Source organism: Pseudoalteromonas sp. bablab_jr011 (genome assembly GCF_016464045.1).
Taxonomy (GTDB): Bacteria; Pseudomonadota; Gammaproteobacteria; order Enterobacterales; family Alteromonadaceae; genus Pseudoalteromonas; species Pseudoalteromonas lipolytica.
In genome coordinates, this window is sequence record NZ_JACDWU010000192.1 from 36,989 (window position 1) to 58,339 (window position 21,351).

The following is a 21,351-nucleotide window of genomic DNA, read 5'->3' on the forward strand; positions in this document are numbered from 1 at the left end:
TATCGGCAAATAAAGAAGCCGCATCAAATGATGCGGCTTTTGTGTTTGATTAAACAATTTAAATAAATCGCTTATTTAAGAAACACTAAACTTTAAACGTTAATAGCATATCGTTTACTTTGCGCGACCCCTCAACGAGGCCTGCGGCATCTTTAGATACGTTATAGCTGAGCTTTAAGTTCTCTTCGCTGTGTCCTTTAATACTTTCAACGTTTTCGCGTATATCTGCACTGACAACTTGTTGCTCTTCGGCTGCGGTAGAGATTTCGGTCGCCAAACCAGATATTTCATTTATCTGTGCGAATATACTCGCAAGCTCAGCTTGAGTATGTGTGGTTGTTTCAACACAACTATCAGCTTGTTGCTTAGTTGACTGCATTACTTTAGACCAACTAAATAATGTATCTTGAATTTCTTTAATTGAACTATGAATTTGCGCAGTGGCGTTCTGTGTTCGTGAAGAAAGTGCACGCACTTCATCGGCAACGACAGCAAAACCTCGACCATGATCACCTGCACGGGCAGCTTCAATTGCGGCGTTTAAGGCAAGTAAGTTTGTTTGCTCAGCTATACCTTCAATTTCAGTCATCACTTGGCCGATTTTATCGGCTTCACTGGCTAATGAATTAGCGGTTGTTGCTGCTTGTTCAACTTGGTTAGCAAGGTCTGATACCATCGCGCTATTGTCTTCAATATGCAGTTTGATATCTGTACAGCTTTGGTATGTATCATTTACTTTTTCAGCTGTATGGTGCGTATTTGCTGATATTTCACCAATGGTTGCGCTCATTTGTGTCATTGCAGTCGCAATATCACCTAAACGCTGACCTTGTGCCGCTATACCCTGCTCAGTAAGCGATGACTGCGTATCTAAGTTTGTTGCGATATTCTTAAAGGAGTAGGTCGAGTCTTTAACGCGACCCAGCACTGTTCGTAATTTTGCAAATAGCATCTGCTGATTATATTGCGCAATACTAAATGGGTGTGCACCGCAATACACATAGCGTGACACAGAATCAAACTCTGCACGCTGTGATTTAAGTGCTGAAGGAGTCACTATTAACTCATCATAATTAAGCGCAGCAAGCAGTAAAATAATGGCAAGTGTCGCTAATACAATCATCAACGATGTGGTAAAACCAAGTGCAATAACCCCCGCAAGAATAATAATCAAAGACACTATTTGTCTTAGTGACACATTTTCGCGAAACGAGGCGATTGATTTGCCATCATTAATCTTTTGATACAAAGCCGTAGCGCGTGTTTTCAAGTGTTCAGAGGGTTTTGTACGCACTGATTGATAGCCGACTAATTGTCCATGTTCGTAAATGGGTGTGACAAAGGCATCAACCCAATAATAACGTCCATCTTTACAGCGGTTTTTTACCATGCCTCGCCAAGAGTGGCCTTGTTTAAGCTTTTCCCACATTTCTTTAAATGCGGCTTTAGGCATATCTGGGTGGCGCACTATGTTATGGTTTTTACCTAATAGCTCATCTTCGGTATAGCCCGCTATGTTACAAAATTCAGTGTTTACGTAGGTAATTACCCCGCGTAAATCGGTTGTCGAGACAAGCTCCTGTTGTTCAGAGTATGTCACTTCTTGATTAATGATTTCTTGCCCACGACGCATATGAGTCCTTGAAATATACTTTATTACGGTGTGCGGATTATAATCTCAGAAAAATGTAAGGGAAGAGGGGGCAAGCTGATTACTGCTAAAGTTTTAGAAATTTTATTCATCCCTTGATCTAAAACAATAACTTGTCTGATAAATTATGCTTAAACTAACCCTTTTGTATTGCATGAAATGAATGTCAGAAATAATCGGTCTTGCTGATGGGGGTGATGAAGCAATTTAGCATCAATGAAGTGCCCTCAAACCAATTGTATAATAGTATTCACAATGGCAAGATGAGCTATGAGTGACGGAGCATAAAATCAAACAACTATTTACTCTTGAGTATTTATTTTTTGCCCCCATACACTTAGGATTAAAGCCACGTGGCTCGAGGAAGCATTTTTGATAAAACATAATTTAAATAAAACGCTAGAAGCGTTAACAGCACATTTTCCACACGCAATAAATGGGATTAAACGTGGCATCGAGCGAGAAGCATTAAGGATTAAACCAAATGGTGTTATCTCAAAACAGGGTCATCCACAAGGAGTGGGAAGCGCTTTAACCAATGACCATATCACCACTGATTTTTCTGAGTCTTTATTAGAATTCATTACGCCTGTTAGCACATCGGCTGAGCAAACATTAGCGCAGCTTAAAGATTTGCAAAAGTTTACCTTGTCACAGATGGATGATGAGCTGCTATGGCCTATCAGCATGCCATGCTTTATTGATAATCAAGATGACATTGTGTTGGCTCAGTTTGGTGACTCAAACATAGGGCGCATGAAAACATTGTACCGAGAAGGGTTAAAGAATCGGTATGGCAGCATGATGCAAGCTATTGCTGGTGTGCATTTTAATATCTCCTTTCCTGATGAGTTATGGCAGAGCTTGCACGCGTTGAGTGCCAGTGAGCAACCACTTAGCACCTTTATTTCAGATGGTTATCTGGGGCTTATTCGAAACTTTAAGCGTGAGCTTTGGTTAATAAGTTACTTATTTGGTGCGTCACCTGCATTATGTAGCTCATTTTTACAAGGGCGAAAAACTGATCTGCCATTTAAAAAGTTGGGCAAAGGCACATTGTACCTTGAGGTTGGCACCGCACTGCGATTAGGTAATTTAGGTTACACAAACAGCGCTCAATCATCGTTGCGAGTGATGTATAACTCGCTTGAGGAATACGTAGCAGGTTTGAAAGCTGCCATTCATACGCCTTCAGATATTTACGGTCATATTGACGACTATACCCGTGCTGAACCAAAGCAGCTTAATAAAAATATCTTACAGATAGAAAATGAGTTTTACTCGCCAATTCGACCAAAACGTAATGCTACATCAGGCGAAACACCGACAGATGCCCTATTACGAGGGGGCATTGAGTACATAGAAGTGCGTGCACTTGATGTAAATCCATTCAGTGAAACAGGGATCGATTTACAGCAAATCCGTTTCCTCGATGTCTTTTTAACGTATTGTCTTTTAAGCGAATCTCCAACAATGGATTGGCAAGAGCAACAGTTAAGCACACAGAACCTTGATGCGGTAGTTAATGAAGGGCGCAACCCTGAATTACAATTAACAAAACAAGGTGAAGCAGTTAGCTTGGTTGATTGGGCATCGACTATTTTTGAGAGTCTAATCCCTGTTGCGCGTTATATGGACAGTGCGTATGGCGTAAGTTACTACAGCGAAACAATTCATGAGCTGTCGAGTTGGGTAACTGAGTCAAGTAAAACGTTTTCAGGGCGTTATGTTGCAACACTTGCAAAAGAAAACCAAGATAACGGCCAGTTTGCTTTAGCACTTGCACAGCAATATAAAGAAAATCATTTAGCCGCGGATTATCAGTATTACGATCCGGCTTTTTTAAGGGAACAAGCCGTCAATTCGATTGCAAAAGAGCGTGAAGTAAAAGCAGCAGATACGCTATCTTTTACGGCCTTTTTAAATGATTACTTTGCTAAAGCTTAGCGGCTTTTAGGCATAAAAAAACGCAGCCTAGGTTGGCTGCGTCAAAGATTCTTCAGGGATGAAACAATGCTATACTGCTGCATTCATAAAGTCAGACTGACTCAATAAGAAAAAGTTCAGCGAGATATTAAAAAAAATGAAAAAAAATTTAATTATTTTATCGCTGGTCGCTTCTATGGCGGGTTGTGCCACGGCTCCACCAGAGCAACCGCATGATATTTGTAAGATTTTCGAAGAAAAACCTGATTGGTATTATGATGCACGTGATGCACAAGAAAAGTGGGGCTCGCCAAAACATGTGCTGATGAGCATGATGTATCAAGAAAGTTCATTCCGTCATGATGCCGCTCCACCGATGGAATACTTTTTATGGATCATTCCTATCGGCCGAGCAAGCTCTGCCTATGGTTACTCGCAAGCAAAAACACCTACGTGGTCAGACTATATTCGTGAAACCGGCAACAGTGGCGCTGACAGAGATGACTTTGATGATGCCATCGATTTTATGGCTTGGTTTGTTTATAAAACACATAAAGTGAATGGTGTATCAAAGTGGGATGCTTACGCACAATACCTAAATTACCATGAAGGGTGGGGCGGGTATAAGCGCGGTACCTACAAAAGCAAAAAGTGGTTAATGAGTGTAGCTAATAAAGTAAAACACCGTGCGAGCCGGTATGGTGCTCAGCTTAAACAGTGTGAAGATGAGCTTGATAAAAACTGGTTTGAGCGCTTATTTGGCTAAACACGTACAAAGATAAAAAAGCCCGTAACTACGGGCTTTTTTATTGCATTCAATTGCACTATAACATTAAAGAGTACCCATTCTGTTACTGTTAGGTACACTTGTGCATGTGATTACTTGCCAGGAAACTGGTGAATATGCACATCGCGCTGCGGGAATGGGATAGTGATATCTGCTGCATCGAAAGCAATTTTCACTTTTTCATAGAGGCCAAAATACACAGGCCAATAGTTATCAGAATCAACCCATGCCCAAACGAGCATACCAATGTGGCTGTCACCATGTTGACTAACATGCACAACAGGTTTCTTCGCTTCTTGGTCTTTAAGCACTAATTCGTAGTCATTAAGGACACTCAGAAGTACTTCACGGGCTTTATGAACGTCATCGCCATAGCTAATACCAAATTCAATGTCGACACGGCGAGTGGCTTCCGCAAACTTATTCTTCACGCAGCCGTTTGACAGGGCCCCATTCGGGATGATTATTTTTTCATTATCGTAGGTAAGCAAAATAGTGACGAAAATCTGAATTTCAACGACTTTCCCCATGTAACCTTGTGCTTCAATAACATCGCCCACTTTAAAAGGTTTAAAGAATAAGATCAGCACACCACCTGCAAAATTAGCCAGACTGCCTTGCAATGCCATACCCACAGCTAAACCTGCAGCACCGAGCATTGCGATGAATGAGGTGGTTTCTATGCCAATCATTGAGGCGACAGAAATAAGTAATAGTATCTTCAGAATGACAGAAATAAACGACACTAGAAAGTGTGTCAGGCCTGCTTCAAACTTTACTTTATACATTGATTTTTCGGTCATCTTGGCAATTCTGCCAATTAGCCACCAACCAATAACAAGCACCAAAATCGCTAAAATAAACTTTGGTCCATACGTCATGAGTAGCTCAATTGCTTGGTTATATACTTTTTCGATCGATATTTCGTCCATTTTTGCTCCATGTAACGAGACGTTAAAATATGCAAGCCATAGTAGACGAATTAGCAGCTTAATGTGTGTTTATAGGTATGAAATAGGAAACTTCGGGGTAGAATTATGAAATAAGCTATAAAAAAAGGAGTAGCAAGCTACTCCTTATCTGTTATTCAGTTCGTTTACTGGGAATAACTTTCACCAGTTTTACCATATTCTCTTTCACTTCCAATACTTCTATTGGGTAGCCTGCTATTCGTAGGCTTAAATTCGAATCTGGGATATCTTCAAGGTATTCAACAATTAAGCCACTCAAGGTTTTAGGGCCATCGATAGGTAATTCCCACCCCATCTCTTTATTTAGATCACGGATGTTTGCACCACCATCAACAAGCACTGTGCCATCATCTTGAGTTGTCACTTCTTCACTTGGAGTACGTGTTTGCGTTGTGGTGAAATCACCTACCACTTCTTCAAGAATGTCTTCAAGAGTTACAAGGCCTTGAATATCACCGTATTCATCAACCACTAAACCAATTCGTTCTTTTGATTGTTGGAATTTCAAAAGCTGTGTGTTCAGCGAGGTACCTTCAGGGATAAAGTAAATCTCGCGGACCGCACGCAGTAATGATGGTTTATCAAACTGCTCTTTCGTCAATAGACGAAGTGCATCACGTGAGTGAATAAAACCAACCGCATCATCAATTTGGTCGCGATAAAGTAATACGCGAGTATGCTGTGCGTGTGTTAGTTGGCGACTGATTAGTTTCCAATCGTCATTAATATCAATGGCAACAATTTCGTTGCGTGGGATCATGATGTCTTCGACGGTCACTTGCTCTAAATCTAAGATAGACGTCAGCATGCTTTGGTGACGTGCAGGCAATAAGGCACCCGATTCATTAACCACGGTTTTTAATTCTTCTTTACTTAAGCTGTGCTCTTCGATTTGCGCGGTCGTAATACCAAATAAACGTAACATACCATTGGTCAGCCAGTTTACCATTACAACGAACGGGAAGAGTATTTTAAGCAAGCCTTTAAGCACGATAGAGCTAGGAAACGCGACTTTTTCAGGGTAGAGAGCCGCGAGCGTTTTTGGTGTAACTTCAGCAAAAATTAACACCACTAAAGTCAGAGCACCTGTCGCAATAGCCAAGCCAACGTCACCGTATAAGCGAATACCAATAATCGTCGCAACCTGTGCTGCAGCGATATTAACTAGGTTGTTACCAATCAAGATCAGACCAATAAGTCTGTCTGGGCGACTTAAGAGTTTACTGACGCGTTTCGCTGCGCGATGGTTTTCTTTCGCAAGATGGCGTAAACGAATACGGTTAATTGACATAATTCCGGTTTCAGAACCCGAAAAATAAGCAGAAATAAGTATCAATAATCCCAATACGATAAACAGGGTACTAGTCGATATGTCGTCCAACGATGGATCCTTTTTTTATAAACCAATGCATATTAAGCTAGAGAGAGCTTGCTGAGTCAAGTTAAAACTTATTTAGTATCACTTCTTGAATGAAACGGCTGCCAAAATAAGCAAGTGATAGGATAAATGCAGCTATCATGATCGAAAATACCACGGGTTTTCCTCGCCAACCTTGGCGTAAGTGACCAACCGTAACAACCGTGAAAATAAGCCACGCAATCAATGATAAAACCGTTTTATGGATAAACTCACTGGCAAACATACCGTCTAAGAATATAAAACCAGACAGAAGTGCGAAGGTGAGTAAAATAGTGCCTAAAGTTAATAGTTGGTAGAGCTGACGCTCGACCACCATTAGCGGGGGTAAATGGCTGTGCACAATGGCTAAATCTTTACGCTTTAAGCGCTTATCAATAAAGTAAAATTGTATAGCGTATAAAGTCGCGATAATAAGTACGCAATAAGCTAGCAAAGATAGCGAGATATGTGTCACTAAGCCTAGTTCTACATCAATGGTATGAATAATCACATGGTGCGGTATAAATAGGCTAGCAAGCGTTAAAATAGCTGCAAAGCCATAAACAACAGGCAATAGCAACGTTGCAGGAAACTTAAGCGACACCGCCGTGACAGACACCACAATGACCCAGCAGGTTAAAAGTGCCACATTAACAATGCTTAAATCTTGGCCGTCTGCTCGAAAAACAGAATTCACCAGTAATAACATATGTGCAAGGATTGCTACGGTGCTTAAAATCACCGTGAGCTTTTGGCTTGGGCCTTGTTTGTGAAAAAGGCGTGAAAGCACATGCGACGTTGCTAACACATAAAACAAACTAGCAATAATAGTTAAACTAATAATCATCGTGTTTTGGCCACTTAATTTATATCAATAAATCCTTGTCTCATTGATGCCATTGTATTTTATAGCAAGGCAAAAGCATAGAGTTTGTAAAAAGAAACTCAAACAGCGCACTTGAACACTGTATTGTCGACCACCATTTACGGTATACTGCTAGGAATTGAAATTTAATATTGCCTGTATTGCAACTTAAATTGTGTTTTTTGCGCGCTTTACAGGTGAAACACGTTTTATCGGAACCTTTACATGTTTGAGAATCTCCAAGAACGCTTAGGTAAAACCTTAAAAAATATCAGTGGCCGCGGACGCTTAACTGAAGACAATATTAAAGATACATTACGTGAAGTCCGCATGGCATTTTTGGAAGCGGATGTTGCGTTACCCGTTGTTCGTGATTTTGTTAAGCAAGTTAAAGAACGCGCAGTTGGCGTTGAAGTAACTAAAAGCTTAAGTCCAGGCCAAGTGTTCATTAAAATCGTTCGTGAAGAGCTTGAAAAAGCCATGGGCGAAGCAAATGAAGAGCTAAGCCTGAATGCGCAGCCGCCAGCAGTTGTGATGATGGCGGGTTTACAAGGTGCCGGTAAAACGACCAGTGTGGGTAAACTTGCTAAGTTCTTAAAAGAACGCAAAAAGAAATCTGTGCTTGTGGTGAGTGCTGACGTATATCGTCCTGCGGCAATCAAACAGCTTGAAACCCTAGCTACTGAAGTAGGGGTTGAGTTTTTCCCAAGTGATATTTCGCAAAAGCCTGTTGATATTGCCAGTAATGCGATTGCCCACGCGAAGAAAAAGTTTATTGACGTTGTTTTAGTTGATACAGCGGGCCGTTTGCACGTTGACAGCGACATGATGGATGAAATCAAGGCACTACACAGTGCGATTAATCCTATTGAGACCTTATTTGTTGTTGACGCAATGACAGGTCAAGATGCTGCAAATACAGCAAAAGCGTTTGATGAAGCATTACCACTCAGTGGTGTGATTCTAACGAAAACTGATGGTGATGCCCGTGGTGGTGCTGCTTTATCTATTCGCCATATCACCGGTAAGCCGATTAAGTTCATGGGTGTGGGTGAGCGCACCGATGCTCTTGAACCATTCCATCCTGACCGTATAGCGTCGCGTATTCTAGGCATGGGTGATGTACTTTCATTGATCGAAGAAGTCGAAATGAAAGTCGACAAGGAGAAAGCCGCTAAAGTTGCTGAAAAAGTATTTAAAGGCGATGGCTTTACACTTGATGATTTTGCTGAGCAGCTGCGCCAAATGAAAAACATGGGCGGTATGATGTCGATGCTTGATAAATTGCCAGGTATGCAAAATTTACCCGATGCAGTAAAAGGGCAAATGGGTGATAAAACATTTGTGCAAATGGAGGCGATTATTAACTCAATGACGCCAAAAGAACGCGCCCGCCCTGAAATCATTAAAGGCTCACGTAAAAAACGTATTGCAGCGGGTTCTGGTACTCAAGTACAAGAAATCAATAAATTGCTTAAGCAATTTACGCAGATGCAAAAGATGATGAAGAAAATGAAAGGTAAAGGCGGCATGATGAAAATGATGCGCGGCATGAAAGGGATGTTACCACCAGGTATGATGGGTGGCGGACCTAAGTTTTAATTTTCAAAAAGTCCGTTTCGTGTAAAAAAGGAGCAAATAGCTCCTTTTTTAATGGATAAATTATGCCGAACTTAGGCGCAAATGTAAGATTTAACGCACAGATCAGTGTTTAATCAACTAAACTTACATTTTGCATCACTTCTTACTTGCAATGTTGCAAAAAACTCGTACAATTCCCCAGCTCCCCGTACTGGGGAGTAAATCTTATTAATGAAAACAGTCAATCTATTTAGAGGACGGTATGGTAACTATTCGTTTGCAACGTGGTGGCGCTAAAAAACGCCCTTTCTATCAAATTGTGGTTGCGGATAGCCGTTTCTCGCGTGACGGTCGCTTCATCGAGAAAGTAGGTTTCTTTAACCCAATCGCTTCTGGTCAGGAAGAAAAAGTACGTTTAGATTTATCTCGTGTTGAACACTGGGTAGGTCAAGGCGCATCTCTTTCAGATCGCGTAGCTAAATTAGTTAAAGACGCTCGTAAAGCGGCTTAATAGGCGTAAGTGTAACCATGAGTCAAGAGAACACCTCGATAATTGTTGTAGGAAAGCTCGGCGCCCCCTATGGTATAAAGGGCTGGCTTAAGGTGCATTCATTTACTGATGATCCCGAAGGGATCTTCGATTTCAGCCCATGGTTGATAGGGCAACAAGGTAAATGGCAGACCTTAGAGGTGGTCGACTGGCGTCGCCACAACAAAGGCTTTATCGCTAAAGTTGCGCAAGTAAACGATCGAGACCAAGCAATGGCTTTCACCAATGTTGAAATCTCTGTTGACGCGGCGCAACTACCAGAATTACCGCAAGGTGAATTCTATTGGCGAGATCTCATTGGCATGTCTGTTGTAACCGATAAAGGTTACGACTTAGGCACGGTTGATGACCTAATGGAGACAGGTTCAAATGATGTTTTGGTTGTGAAAGCAAACAAAAAAGATGCATTTGGCCAAGCCGAGCGTTTAATTCCTTTTTTAACAGATTCTGTTATTAAAGAAGTTAAACACGAAGCAGGAGAAATTACCGTAGACTGGGACCCAGGGTTTTAATGTCACAAACGAGTTCGTTATGGGTAGGGGTGATAAGCCTTTTCCCGGACATGTTTGATGCTATTACCACTCAAGGGGTAACAGGTCGCGCAGTTAAAAATGGTTTAATTGACTTTAACTGCTGGAATCCACGTGACTACGCTACTGATAAGCATAGAACCGTGGATGATCGTCCTTATGGGGGCGGTCCCGGCATGTTGATGATGGTTGAACCATTGAAACAAGCCATCCTTGACGCTAAAAAAGCGGCAGGCGATGGTGCAAAAGTAATTTATATGTCCCCGCAAGGGCGCAAATTAGATCAGCAAGGTGCGGCTGAATTAGCCAACTCCGATAAACTGATTTTGATTGCCGGTCGCTATGAAGGTATAGATGAGCGAATCATAGAGTCATATGTTGACGAAGAATGGTCAATAGGTGATTTTATTCTGAGTGGTGGTGAACTACCCGCTATGACATTAATTGACGCTGTTGCGCGATTAGTGCCTGGTGTACTAGGTCACAATCAGTCAGCAGAGCAAGATTCATTTTCGGATGGATTGCTTGATTGTCCTCACTATACACGGCCAGAAACATTGGATGATAAACAGGTGCCTGCTGTATTGCTCAGCGGAAACCACCAAGAAATTGCTAAATGGCGCTTAAAGCAGTCATTAGGTAGAACTTGGTTACGTCGTCCTGACTTGTTGCATAACCTAGCTCTGACTGAGGAGCAAGCGGCACTTCTTGCAGAATTCAAGCAAGAGTACCAACAAGCTTGTGGCTAGAAGACAGTTACACCTAGGAAAGTGAGAAATATAATGGCAAAAGTAAACCAAAATATTATTAAAGCGCTTGAAGAAGAGCAGCTTAAAACAGACGTACCAGCATTCGGCGCTGGTGATACAGTAGTTGTACAGGTACGTGTAAAAGAAGGTAACAAAGAGCGTCTACAGGCCTTTGAAGGTGTTGTAATCGCTAAGCGTAATCGTGGTCTTCACTCAGCTTTCACAGTTCGTAAAATCTCGAGCGGTGAAGGTGTTGAGCGTGTATTCCAAACGCACAGCCCTCTTATCGACAGCGTAACAGTTAAGCGTCGCGGTGCAGTTCGCCGTGCGAAGCTTTACTATCTACGTGAGCGTTCTGGTAAATCTGCACGTATTAGAGAAAAACTTAACTAATACGCGCTGTTTATCAACGCAAAAAAAACGGGTTGCAGCCTTCGGGTTGCAACCCGTTTTGGTTTTAAGGGAACAATTTTTCTATTGTATTAATTCGCTTAATTAAGAGAGCAGTTTTGAAGCGATAAAACGTCATTGATAACAAGGCAAAAATGTCGTTATTTAGTCATTCTCGGCAATAGCTCCTGCATTGCTCTACCTTCTGCATCCATGCAGTCATAAATCAGACATTTTTAACGCAGGTAGCGAGAGGTTTAATCCCTCAAAATGATGAAGCATTATTGTGGATTGAAATTAGCTGGCTTCTTCTTATTTTACTTTTCACACCTCTTTCAATAATTCCCGTACAGCAATATTTGAACTGGCGTATTTCCCCCGTGTGATTAGCCCCAAGGACTTTGTACTTTGCTGCTTATGCTGGTACTATATTTCGTATTAAAAGGTTTACTTTTTTGTATATTTTAGTTTACGTTTTGGGTTTGAGGTGTGGTAACAGTGGATAAGCTAGCAGAATTAAGAGCAGGGATCGATGAATGTGACGCGCAATTAGTCGCGTTATTAGCAAAGCGTAATGGTATTACAGAGCAAATAGGGGCTATTAAGCAGCAAACAGGGGCGCCATTACATGCGCCTGACCGTGAAGCCGATTTGCTGGCAGCTCGTCGCCAAGAGGCAATGAGTCAAGGCGTTAACCCTGAGCTTGTTGAAGATATCCTGCGTCGTATGATGCGAGAAGCGTATCAAAATCAGCAAGGGAGCTTGGCCTGTTCTGCTCCTCAGCTATCTCCGATTGTCATTGTGGGTGGTCAAGGGGCTATGGGGCAATTATTTGCCCAACAATTTATTCGTTCTGGGTATGAAGTCCGTATTTTAGATAAACAACAGCAGGCTGATAGTGAAGCTATTTTAGCAGGCGCAAAGTTGGTGTTAGTGAGTGTGCCAATCAATGCGTTAGAACAGGTAGTAGCAGCATTACCAACGCTTGATGATGAGTGTTTATTGGTTGATATAACCTCGGTGAAGCAAAAGCCATTAAAAGCATTAATGGCAGCTCATTCAGGCCCTGTTGTTGGCTTACACCCAATGTTTGGCCCCGATATATCTCATTGGGTAAAGCAGACTGTTGTGGTATGTGAAGGACGTAATCATGAAGTTGCGCAAGGATTATTGGCACAATTACAAGTGTGGGGCTGTCAGGTAGTGGAAATGGATGCTAAAAAGCATGATGAAGCAATGCAAATTATCCAGGTCATGCGCCACTTAACGACTTTTGTTTATGGTCAGTTTTTAGCAAAACAAAGTCATACACTCGCAGAACTGAGAAGTTGTTCATCACCCATTTATCAGCTAGAACTCATGATGGTTGGTCGTTTATTTGCGCAATCGCCAGAGCTTTACTCTGATATTATGCTTGCGCAATTTGATGATGTCGAAGCCTTATTGGCTAACTACCAAGATACGTTTGCGCAAACATTAGAAAAATTAAAAGCGGGTGATAAAGCCGCTCTTATAGATGCCTTTGCAGAAGCTAAAGCGTATTTTTCAGATGCAACGGCACATTTCTTGACACAAAGTCGTAGCTTATTGAATAAAGCGAATGATGCTAAAGTGCTTGATTAACACTGTCGCTTAAGTAAAAGCGAGCACATTGTTTGCTGCTCGCTATACACTGTTTATTAGTGACCGCCTAATGAGCCAGGTAATCCAACCGAATGGTGTTGAATAAGTCCCCATTGATAGAGTAATTCAGTCATATCAGACAAACTAAATAACGTCATACTTAAACCTACTACAGTCAATACGATTGTATAGGGCAGTGCCATAAAGACCATTCGTCCGTAAGAAAGCCTGAGCACGGGGGCGAGTGTCGAGGTGAGTAAAAATAAAAATGCAGCTTGACCATTTGGTGTCGCCACACTAGGCAAGTTAGTCCCTGTATTAATTGCAACGGCTAACAAATCAAATTGATCACGACTGATTTGCCCCGCCTCTAACGCGGCAGCGACTTCATTAATATAAACTGTACCAACAAATACATTATCGCTCACCATAGAAAGCAATCCATTCGCAATAAAGAACATCACCAATTGTAACTGTCCTTCAAATGTCAGCACCCAACTGATAACCGGCGTAAACAAATGTTGGTCGATTATTACTGCAACAATTGAAAAGAATACACACAGCAGAGCGGTAAAGGGGAGTGCTTCTTCAAATGCTTTTCCTAACTGGTGCTCTTCAATGATCCCTGCACTGGCAGTGGCAAAAATAATCACCGATAAACCAATTAACCCGACGGTTGCTAAGTGTAAAGCAAGTCCAATGATGAGCCACACCGCTATTACTGCTTGAATAGCCAAATTGACTTTGTCACGCGTTGTTCGTTTTTTCTCAAGCTTTTTAGCATGCTCAGATAATATGGTGTGAATAGGAACTGGCAATTTAGCACCGTAACCAAATGTCTTCGTTTTTTCGAGTAGAATAGTTGTCGCTACACCTGCAATCATTACAGGCAAGGTGATGGGGAGCATGCGAAAGAAAAACTCTCCGAAAAACCAGCCAGCACGTTCTGCAATAATTAAATTTTGCGGTTCACCAACCATGGTGCATACGCCCCCTAATGCAGTACCGATTGAAGCATGCATCAACAAATTGCGTAAAAATGCCCGAAATTCTTCCAATTCTTGACGATTGACAGGACGCACTTGATTATCGTCGTTTATATCATGTTCACTGCTGGAGTCTTTCCCCGAAGCAACTTTGTGGTAAATGCTGTAAAAACCCATTGCAACGGCAATAACAACCGCCATGACAGTCAGGGCATCAAGAAATGCAGATAAGAATGCAGCAGCAAGTGTAAAAGACAGCGACAGCACTGTTTTACTGCGAACTGAGACAACTAACTTAGTGAAAATATACAGTAACAGATCTTTCATAAAGTAAATGCCCGCAACCATAAAGATCAACAGTAAGATGACATCCACATTTTGAACTATTTCATGTTCAACCTGACCTGCTGAAGTCATTCCAATAAACATCGCTTCTATCGCCAGAAGTCCACCGGGTTGAAGCGGATAGCATTTTAATGCCATAGCAAGGGTAAAAATAAACTCTAGTACCAGCACCCAGCCAGCAATATAAGGGTTTAATTGAAATAAAATCGGATTTAACAATAAAAAAGCAAGAATGGTGTATTTATACCATTGTGGCGAATTCCCTAAAAAGTTTTTAAAGATTGCCGGCAGAACTCGTTGCTGCATTGCAGTACCTTATTAGATGGGATGATAACGCTAATAAGTTAATTCACTTAGCGTTAACAGTAAATATGCTGTTAGTGTAATTTTAGTATAGCTAAAGTACGATAACGATTGTTAATTATTAACTTAAGTGTGGTTTATTAATACTAGGCTAATTATTTCGTTATTATCTTTAGATTTTTATGTACACTGGATGGACTTTACTTGTTAGTTACAGAGCATCTGGTACAATCAGTGGGTTGATCGCTTTGTGCGATAGAAGTATGTGCTAACTCAAGTGGAAATTGAATGAGAATTTTTAAAGCGAAAAGTCCAGCAGGTTTTGCTGAAGAATACATTGTTGAATCTATTTGGAATGGTGACTTTCCGCCTGGCTCAATTCTTCCAGCAGAACGAGAGTTGTCAGAGTTAATAGGTGTTACACGTACCACTTTGCGTGAAGTGCTACAGCGTTTGGCGCGTGATGGCTGGTTAACGATTCAACATGGTAAACCAACTCGCGTTAATAATTTCTGGGAAACCTCAGGTCTTAACATTCTAGAGACGTTAGCACGACTAGATGAAGACAAAATGCCAGAGCTTACCGATCAACTTCTATCGGCTCGCACTAACATTAGTGCCATCTACACTCGTGCTGCAATAAAATTAGCACCTGAACGCGTGATCGAAATTTTATCGCAAAGTGAGCAGCTTGAAGACAGCGCGCAAGCATTTGCAGACTACGATTACAAAGTGCATCATGAACTTGCTGTCGCAGGTAACAACAGAATCTATGTACTTATCTTAAATGGCTTTAAAGGTTTTTACTCAAAAATCGGTTGCCATTACTTCTCTGATTCGCGTACACGTGAGCTTGCTCGCCAATTTTATAAAGATTTAACCTCGCTTGCTGAGCGTCATGAACACGACGGGGCTATTTCGCTTATGCGTAAATACGGCCATCAAACGGGTGAAATCTGGCAGCAGATCCGTGGTGATATGCCAGAAGATATTATGGACTAACAGCCCTTAGTTATGCGCCTTTTTATATTTGAGAACCCAGCTTTAAGCTGGGTTTTTTGTATTTATTTAACAATAAGGTGGGTTCATAATCACCCTGCATCATAAGGTAATTCGATAGACATAGCGCATATCTTTTTTATATCAATTTTTCCGATTGCATATATCGCTTTTTTCGATTGTTCATTTGCCTGTAACCTCTTTAAACTATCTTGCTAAATATCGATACTTACTCTTGGTTTTTGTTTTTTCGGAACCATATATATGTGAGTATTGCGTAGGCAATTGGAAATAAACTCAAATATTTGGAGATAAAAATGGGTGTATTAGTTGGCCGTCAGGCACCAGACTTTACTGCAGCAGCTGTTCTTGGTAACGGTGAAATCGTTGAAAACTTCAACCTAAAAGACACTATCAAAGGTAAAAAAGCAGTTATCTTCTTTTACCCGTTAGACTTCACTTTCGTATGTCCTTCAGAGTTAATCGCTTTCGACAAGCGTTTTGAAGAGTTCCAAAAGCGTGGCGTTGAAGTAATCGGTGTTTCTATCGATTCACAATTCTCACACAACGCATGGCGTAACACTGCTGTTGCTGACGGCGGTATTGGTCAAGTTAAATATGCACTAGTTGCAGACGTTAAGCACGAAATCTGTCAAGCGTACGACGTTGAGCACCCAGAAGCAGGTGTTGCTTTCCGTGGTTCTTTCCTAATCGACGAAGAAGGTACAGTACGTCACCAAGTAGTTAACGATTTACCATTAGGCCGTAACATTGATGAAATGCTTCGCATGGTTGACGCACTAGCGTTCCACAGCGAGCACGGTGAAGTATGTCCAGCAGGTTGGACTGAAGGTAAAAAAGGTATGGATGCAAGCCCTGAAGGTGTTGCTAAATTCCTTTCTGAAAACGAAGGCGACCTATAATTTAGGCCTTTGTTGAAAGTATTAAAAAACCCGCCAATTGGCGGGTTTTGTTTTATCTGGTATGCGTTTAGTTAAAGCGCATTGTTAGCTTTGTATAGAAATAACGTCCACGAGGGTTATGCACACTTGATACATAGCCATATAAGTCGCTATCACCATCACCAATTGCAAATGGAGGATCTTCGTCAAATACGTTATTAACGCCCACAGAGAGTTTTAGTTTTTCTGAGAAGTTATACGCAGTCTGTAAATCAACCAGTGTTTGAGAGTCAACCATGCGTGATGTGTTGCTATCAAAGTCTAGGTTACCGTCAAAGTCGATATCAGGGGTATCTTCAAACTCACCGATGTAACTCACATTCACATTCGTATTAAAGTCACCCATTTCCCAGTTAGTGCTGAATATCCAACGATTTTCTGGGTAACGATATTCACCCGTATAATCACGGCCATCTTTCTTAAATTCATTTTGGTATGCCCATTCAAGATTGAATTTTAAGAACCCGTAGTCATTCATTGCATGCGTGTAATTAGCAGAGACATCAACACCAGATACTTCTTGTGAGGATACATTTTCGAAAGTGCTATGTACTTTTTGAATAACCCCTAAGCTTAGGCCGCCTTGAGGCGCAAGTCGTACACACACTGTGCTATTTTGATCATTACAATTTTGATCGTAAATAGGGCCGAATTCTTGCTCATCAATTTTATTGTCTTGCGTTATGCTCCACACATCAATACCGAAACCAAATTCAGCTGTGGGTGCCCAAATAAAGCCAACGTTCCAAGATTCAGATTCTTCAGCTTCTAGGTTTGGATTACCTGCAAACTGAATGTTGTAATCAAGTGCATTACAATCAAGCCCTGTCGCTTGGCATCGGTAAGTATCTACAAAGAACTGACTTTCTTCTGAGGGACCTAAACCAATTTGCGCTAATGAAGGTGCTCTGAAACCTTGTGCCCAAGAACCACGAACAGTGATTGAATCGGTTGGTGCCCAACGTACAGCTACTTTTGGATTGGTTGTTGAGCCAAAGTCACTGTAATCATCATAGCGACCCGCTAATTGTAACTCTAGGTTATCTGCAAGCGGGATTGAAAACTCAATATACGCAGCATACTGGTCACGCTCAGCTGCTGCTGACACTGACTCGGTACCAAAAATTAAACCACGTTGAAATTGATCATCAGGAATATCACTTACATCTTCCTCACGGTATTCAATACCGGCGGCCATCATAACGACATCATCACCAAAGCTAAATGCTTCACCACTGATATTGGCATCGAATGAGGTCATATGCGACTCACCACGGCGCACCAGACTTGTTGTAATTCTGTCGATAACCGCAGGGTCGTTATAGGTGCCTCCAAATGGATTGTAATTACCCGCATCAATTTCTTGCTGAAGAAAGTCGGTACGCACCCAGCCCTGGCTTCTACTGCCTGTTTGCATTGATTTACTGCGGCCTTTTTGAACGGCTGTCTCCCAGCTCCAATCATTAATTTCACCTTTTAAGCCAGCCACAAAACGCAGTGTATCTGATTCGATATCCCATTGGCGAGGACCTGCATCAACGGTACGATACCGACCAATTTCAATATCTTGACCAAAAGGATTGTTTGGGTGACTTGCTGGTACCGTGAGTCCTGCGTCTTCATCAAGAGGAGTGGGAGCACCCGCTGCCTGTGAGGAGTTATGCTGTACTGCCATTTCCATAAATGCAGTGATGCCATTATCAAAGTTATATTCAAATTGTGAAATAGCGCCAACACGTTCAGACGCCGGTGTTATATAGCCATAGGGGCCATAGTCAAATAAACAGCTACCACTGGCGGTTGCATTTTCTGCAGGGCAAGATGGGTCAATTGTTTTTTCGCCATCGACGTAAAAGTAGCCTGGAAAACCACGCGAAGAGCGGAAATCCATACCACCATATGGTTCTTGGTTAGCGGTGCCTAGGCGTCCCATTTCATCTGACGATAATGCCGTATTATTAAAATAATCAATAATAACAGACGCACTACTTTTTTCTGTGCTTGTTCCCCATACTAAACTCGCTGTTTTTTCTTCATAATTAGGTCCGTCAGTACCACCATAACCTAAGTTGACCTCTAGACCATTAATGTCTTTTTTAAGAATAATATTAACTACACCAGCAACCGCGTCAGAGCCATAAATAGCAGATGCACCGTCTTTTAAAATATCGATACGCTCGATTGCTGAAACAGGAATAGAGTTAATATCAACAAATGAGTTGGTAATACTTTCTGCGAAAGCACTAATAGCAACACGGCGTCCATTGATAAGTACTAAGGTTGCATCCGAACCTAAGCCACGTAAGCTCACGGCAGCAGCGCCATTTGCTGTTGAATCTTGGTTATTCCCACGGGTTGAAAATGTGCCATTACCGGCGACTGGCATACGCTCTAAAAGCTGTTGTAGGTTGTCATAACCCATATTATCAATATCTGCGCGACTGATTGATTGGATAGGTGAGGGTCCCTCAATATCTGAGCGTTTAATACGTGAACCTGTTACTTCGATGCGCTCAACTTTTTCAGCGCTTTCTGATGATTCGGCAGCAACTGAGGTGAAAGTTGTGCCCGCTAATGCGGCAATGGTAAAAACAGTAAGAGGTCGTCGAATAAAGTGATGAGTTTTCTTCATAAATTTCAATCCTTGTTTAATTGTGAGATTTTTGTGAAATAATCACAGTAAAGATTGATACCATGTAAATGGTTAGTTTTGAAATACTACAAAAGAATGAGCTTGACACGTGGAAACGTTTCAAAATGTTAAAAGTGAGGTAGAGTAAGGGGTACAGAGCCTAACAGAAAGTTAGGCTCAAGCAGGGATTTTATGCTTTATGTTTCATCAGGCGTTCTTTTTCACGCGCCCAATCTTTGTTTTTCCCATCTTCACGTTTATCGTGCATCTTTTTACCTTTAGCGAGGTGGAACTCCAACTTCACCCAGCATTTTTTCCAGTACATGGCAGTGGCGATCAGTGAATAACCATCACGCTCTGTTGCACCGATAAGACGATCGATTTCACGTTTGTTCAAAAGTAATTTGCGATACCTAAGCGGATCACAAATTACATGTGTTGAAGCACTGTTGAGAGGCTGAATTTGACTGCCAAGTAAAAATGCTTCGCCGTTTTTAATGTGAATATAAGTCTCAGAGATGTTTACTTTACCAGCTCGGATACTTTTTACTTCCCAGCCCTGTAGTTCAACCCCTGCTTCAAACTTATCGTGTAAAAAATACTCATGACGCGCTTTTTTGTTAAGCGCGATAGTATTGCTTGTCGATTTAGATGATTTTTTCTTAGCCATAGTGGTTCATATTATACGTAAAAACAGCGTTTTTACATCGCTTTTTTAAGGCTTTATACAAATAATCCCGTTACTAAAATTTGGGGAAATAGCCAAAGCTTGCTAAAATTCGCCGACACAGTTGGGAGTGAATATGCCACAAATAGAAAAAAGTGCGCTGGTAATGTACAGCAGTAAAGAAATGTTTGATTTAGTGAACGATGTTGATGCGTACCCTGAGTTTTTACCACATTGTTCAGACGCTAAAATTATTGCACAACAACCCAGCGGTATGACGGCCAGTTTAGAAATATCGAAAGCGGGTTTAAAGAAGTGGTTTACCACAGAAAATACCTTTATTGATGAGCAAACCGTTGCTTTACGTTTAGTTGATGGTCCTTTTAAAAGCTTGCAAGGGAAATGGCATTTTTTACCTTTAGACGATAAAGCGTGTAAAGTGCAATTACACTTAGAGTTTGAATTTGCTAGTAAACTAATTGAGCTTGCTTTTGGTAAGGTGTTTAACGAAGTGGCAAAGAATATGGTGAATGCTTTTACTCAACGTGCGAAAACGGTGTATGGAGTCCGCTCATGATAAGTGTTGAAGTTGTATTTGCGTTGCCTACAACCGCGACAAGTTTACTTGTCGAAGTACCAGAGGGAACCACTGTTGAGCAAGCTGTTATTAAATCGGGCATTATCGAAAAGTGCCCCGAAATAGATGCGAATAACCTCACATTAGGTGTGTGGAATCGCACTTGCAAGTTAACACAAGAGGTTAAGCAAGGGGATAGAATTGAAATTTATCGCCCATTAATTGCAGACCCCAAAGATGCACGCAGACGTCGTGCAGAGAAAGCCAAAGAAGAAGGTAGAGCTAATAAAGTTACCGGTGGGCGCCCACTGAATAAAGCATAGTAACCTATTGAAAGTGAATCACTTACTGCACGTTTTAACCGGTGGTTTTATCTATTTAGCATACAAAAAAGGGTCGCTTTTGCTACCCTTTGTTTTTATATTTACTCTTGTTCAAGTGGGGTATTGAACTCACTTGGTTGCTCATAATCACCTGATATTGACACGAGCTTATTATCTTCAAAATTAACCGTTAACGATTTGCGTTGTTCATTGCTACGGCCTAGATTAAAAACATAAAGATAATGCCAAGTATTCTTGTCGAATGAATCTTCTGCAACCGGTTTACCAAGTACGTAAACCACTTGCTCACGAGTCATATTAACGCGAAGCTTATCAACGTCAGATTGTTCTAAAAAGTTACCCTGAGGAATGTTGATGCGATAAACCCAACTAGAACACCCAGCGGTAGCACTTAAAGTAAGGGTAAGTACTAACCAAAAAGAAAAAGTTTTAAACGACTGCATTATTTGTTTGAATCCTTATTTTTTATACACTGCATGATACCGATTAGTCACAGAAGGTAAAACCCTTTTCA

At 41.4% G+C, this 21,351-nt stretch carries 20 protein-coding genes; 12 read left to right on the forward strand and 8 right to left on the reverse strand.

Features of this window, described 5'->3' with window-relative positions; all coding sequences use genetic code 11:
- Positions 1-85: 85 nt before the first annotated feature.
- Positions 86-1,633, reverse strand: coding sequence for a PAS domain-containing methyl-accepting chemotaxis protein (locus JIG41_RS11365; protein ID WP_199524757.1), 1,548 nt, complete (start codon positions 1,631-1,633; stop codon positions 86-88).
- A gap of 390 nt (positions 1,634-2,023) precedes the next feature.
- Between JIG41_RS11365 and gshA the strand changes: the two genes are divergently transcribed.
- Together gshA and JIG41_RS11375 are read left to right on the forward strand one after the other, a co-directional pair.
- On the forward strand, positions 2,024-3,598 hold the full coding sequence (gene gshA, locus JIG41_RS11370) for a glutamate--cysteine ligase (RefSeq protein ID WP_199524758.1): 1,575 nt from the start codon (positions 2,024-2,026) through the stop codon (positions 3,596-3,598).
- Between the two features lie 136 nt (positions 3,599-3,734).
- The gene (locus JIG41_RS11375; protein ID WP_036967095.1) at positions 3,735-4,343 is read left to right on the forward strand and encodes a transglycosylase SLT domain-containing protein; all 609 of its coding nucleotides are present in this window, start codon (positions 3,735-3,737) and stop codon (positions 4,341-4,343) included.
- Positions 4,344-4,456: 113 nt separating this feature from the next.
- Here the strand turns inward: JIG41_RS11375 and JIG41_RS11380 are convergent, their stop codons facing one another.
- The 3 genes from JIG41_RS11380 to JIG41_RS11390 all read right to left on the reverse strand — a co-directional run bounded on the left by JIG41_RS11380 (position 4,457) and on the right by JIG41_RS11390 (position 7,581).
- A complete protein-coding gene (locus JIG41_RS11380; protein WP_065978556.1) occupies positions 4,457-5,296 on the reverse strand; it encodes a mechanosensitive ion channel family protein in 840 nt (279 codons plus the stop codon).
- A 151-nt stretch (positions 5,297-5,447) separates the two neighbouring features.
- Positions 5,448-6,716 (reverse strand): HlyC/CorC family transporter, encoded by a 1,269-nt coding sequence (locus tag JIG41_RS11385; protein WP_141687232.1) that lies wholly within the window; start codon positions 6,714-6,716, stop codon positions 5,448-5,450.
- 61 nt (positions 6,717-6,777) lie between these two features.
- Entirely contained in the window at positions 6,778-7,581 is an 804-nt protein-coding gene (locus tag JIG41_RS11390; protein WP_065978555.1) for an inner membrane protein YpjD, read from the reverse strand.
- 243 nt (positions 7,582-7,824) lie between these two features.
- Here JIG41_RS11390 and ffh point away from each other — a divergent pair, with 243 nt between their 5' ends.
- The 6 genes from ffh to tyrA all read left to right on the forward strand — a co-directional run bounded on the left by ffh (position 7,825) and on the right by tyrA (position 13,022).
- On the forward strand, positions 7,825-9,201 hold the full coding sequence (gene ffh, locus JIG41_RS11395; protein WP_036967108.1) for a signal recognition particle protein: 1,377 nt from the start codon (positions 7,825-7,827) through the stop codon (positions 9,199-9,201).
- Between the two features lie 241 nt (positions 9,202-9,442).
- Entirely contained in the window at positions 9,443-9,691 is a 249-nt protein-coding gene (rpsP, locus tag JIG41_RS11400; protein WP_036967110.1) for a 30S ribosomal protein S16, read from the forward strand.
- 17 nt (positions 9,692-9,708) lie between these two features.
- Complete coding sequence (rimM, locus tag JIG41_RS11405; protein ID WP_199524759.1) at positions 9,709-10,242, forward strand: ribosome maturation factor RimM; 534 nt, start codon at positions 9,709-9,711, stop codon at positions 10,240-10,242.
- The gene (gene trmD, locus JIG41_RS11410; protein WP_036967113.1) at positions 10,242-11,009 is read left to right on the forward strand and encodes a tRNA (guanosine(37)-N1)-methyltransferase TrmD; all 768 of its coding nucleotides are present in this window, start codon (positions 10,242-10,244) and stop codon (positions 11,007-11,009) included. The genes rimM and trmD overlap by 1 nt, the downstream gene beginning before the upstream one ends.
- Positions 11,010-11,042: 33 nt before the next feature.
- Complete coding sequence (gene rplS, locus JIG41_RS11415) at positions 11,043-11,402, forward strand: 50S ribosomal protein L19 (RefSeq protein ID WP_004587324.1); 360 nt, start codon at positions 11,043-11,045, stop codon at positions 11,400-11,402.
- 486 nt (positions 11,403-11,888) lie between these two features.
- Positions 11,889-13,022, forward strand: coding sequence for a bifunctional chorismate mutase/prephenate dehydrogenase (gene tyrA, locus JIG41_RS11420; RefSeq protein ID WP_065978554.1), 1,134 nt, complete (start codon positions 11,889-11,891; stop codon positions 13,020-13,022).
- Between the two features lie 56 nt (positions 13,023-13,078).
- Here tyrA and nhaB read toward each other — a convergent pair whose 3' ends face one another.
- Positions 13,079-14,659: a sodium/proton antiporter NhaB gene (nhaB, locus tag JIG41_RS11425; protein WP_065978553.1), complete on the reverse strand. Its 1,581-nt coding sequence runs from the start codon at positions 14,657-14,659 to the stop codon at positions 13,079-13,081.
- A gap of 285 nt (positions 14,660-14,944) precedes the next feature.
- Here nhaB and fadR point away from each other — a divergent pair, with 285 nt between their 5' ends.
- Both fadR and JIG41_RS11435 read left to right on the forward strand, forming a co-directional pair.
- Entirely contained in the window at positions 14,945-15,658 is a 714-nt protein-coding gene (gene fadR, locus JIG41_RS11430) for a fatty acid metabolism transcriptional regulator FadR (RefSeq protein WP_036967119.1), read from the forward strand.
- Between the two features lie 314 nt (positions 15,659-15,972).
- Entirely contained in the window at positions 15,973-16,578 is a 606-nt protein-coding gene (locus tag JIG41_RS11435) for a peroxiredoxin C (protein ID WP_036967121.1), read from the forward strand.
- Positions 16,579-16,645: 67 nt separating this feature from the next.
- Here the strand turns inward: JIG41_RS11435 and JIG41_RS11440 are convergent, their stop codons facing one another.
- Positions 16,646-19,249, reverse strand: coding sequence for a TonB-dependent receptor (locus tag JIG41_RS11440; protein WP_118844450.1), 2,604 nt, complete (start codon positions 19,247-19,249; stop codon positions 16,646-16,648).
- A gap of 190 nt (positions 19,250-19,439) precedes the next feature.
- Positions 19,440-19,919: an SsrA-binding protein SmpB gene (smpB, locus tag JIG41_RS11445; RefSeq protein WP_036967136.1), complete on the reverse strand. Its 480-nt coding sequence runs from the start codon at positions 19,917-19,919 to the stop codon at positions 19,440-19,442.
- Between the two features lie 133 nt (positions 19,920-20,052).
- Here smpB and JIG41_RS11450 point away from each other — a divergent pair, with 133 nt between their 5' ends.
- Together JIG41_RS11450 and JIG41_RS11455 are read left to right on the forward strand one after the other, a co-directional pair.
- On the forward strand, positions 20,053-20,493 hold the full coding sequence (locus tag JIG41_RS11450) for a type II toxin-antitoxin system RatA family toxin (RefSeq protein WP_036967139.1): 441 nt from the start codon (positions 20,053-20,055) through the stop codon (positions 20,491-20,493).
- Complete coding sequence (locus JIG41_RS11455) at positions 20,490-20,816, forward strand: RnfH family protein (RefSeq protein ID WP_036967142.1); 327 nt, start codon at positions 20,490-20,492, stop codon at positions 20,814-20,816. The genes JIG41_RS11450 and JIG41_RS11455 overlap by 4 nt, the downstream gene beginning before the upstream one ends.
- A 101-nt stretch (positions 20,817-20,917) precedes the next feature.
- Here JIG41_RS11455 and JIG41_RS11460 read toward each other — a convergent pair whose 3' ends face one another.
- Positions 20,918-21,280 (reverse strand): outer membrane protein assembly factor BamE, encoded by a 363-nt coding sequence (locus JIG41_RS11460; RefSeq protein WP_036967144.1) that lies wholly within the window; start codon positions 21,278-21,280, stop codon positions 20,918-20,920.
- Between the last annotated feature and the right edge of the window lie 71 nt (positions 21,281-21,351).

What these genes read in the sequence shown, in the direction of transcription:
- nhaB (WP_065978553.1), bottom strand. Translation starts at nt 14,659, where the DNA reads ATGCAGCAACGAGTTCTGCCGGCAATCTTTAAAAACTTTTTAGGGAAT.
- JIG41_RS11455 (WP_036967142.1), top strand. Translation starts at nt 20,490, where the DNA reads ATGATAAGTGTTGAAGTTGTATTTGCGTTGCCTACAACCGCGACAAGT.
- fadR (WP_036967119.1), top strand. Translation starts at nt 14,945, where the DNA reads ATGAGAATTTTTAAAGCGAAAAGTCCAGCAGGTTTTGCTGAAGAATAC.
- rplS (WP_004587324.1), top strand. Translation starts at nt 11,043, where the DNA reads ATGGCAAAAGTAAACCAAAATATTATTAAAGCGCTTGAAGAAGAGCAG.
- JIG41_RS11460 (WP_036967144.1), bottom strand. Translation starts at nt 21,280, where the DNA reads ATGCAGTCGTTTAAAACTTTTTCTTTTTGGTTAGTACTTACCCTTACT.
- JIG41_RS11450 (WP_036967139.1), top strand. Translation starts at nt 20,053, where the DNA reads ATGCCACAAATAGAAAAAAGTGCGCTGGTAATGTACAGCAGTAAAGAA.
- ffh (WP_036967108.1), top strand. Translation starts at nt 7,825, where the DNA reads ATGTTTGAGAATCTCCAAGAACGCTTAGGTAAAACCTTAAAAAATATC.
- JIG41_RS11375 (WP_036967095.1), top strand. Translation starts at nt 3,735, where the DNA reads ATGAAAAAAAATTTAATTATTTTATCGCTGGTCGCTTCTATGGCGGGT.
- JIG41_RS11390 (WP_065978555.1), bottom strand. Translation starts at nt 7,581, where the DNA reads ATGATTATTAGTTTAACTATTATTGCTAGTTTGTTTTATGTGTTAGCA.
- rimM (WP_199524759.1), top strand. Translation starts at nt 9,709, where the DNA reads ATGAGTCAAGAGAACACCTCGATAATTGTTGTAGGAAAGCTCGGCGCC.
- rpsP (WP_036967110.1), top strand. Translation starts at nt 9,443, where the DNA reads ATGGTAACTATTCGTTTGCAACGTGGTGGCGCTAAAAAACGCCCTTTC.
- JIG41_RS11365 (WP_199524757.1), bottom strand. Translation starts at nt 1,633, where the DNA reads ATGCGTCGTGGGCAAGAAATCATTAATCAAGAAGTGACATACTCTGAA.
- JIG41_RS11435 (WP_036967121.1), top strand. Translation starts at nt 15,973, where the DNA reads ATGGGTGTATTAGTTGGCCGTCAGGCACCAGACTTTACTGCAGCAGCT.
- JIG41_RS11380 (WP_065978556.1), bottom strand. Translation starts at nt 5,296, where the DNA reads ATGGACGAAATATCGATCGAAAAAGTATATAACCAAGCAATTGAGCTA.
- smpB (WP_036967136.1), bottom strand. Translation starts at nt 19,919, where the DNA reads ATGGCTAAGAAAAAATCATCTAAATCGACAAGCAATACTATCGCGCTT.
- JIG41_RS11440 (WP_118844450.1), bottom strand. Translation starts at nt 19,249, where the DNA reads ATGAAGAAAACTCATCACTTTATTCGACGACCTCTTACTGTTTTTACC.
- trmD (WP_036967113.1), top strand. Translation starts at nt 10,242, where the DNA reads ATGTCACAAACGAGTTCGTTATGGGTAGGGGTGATAAGCCTTTTCCCG.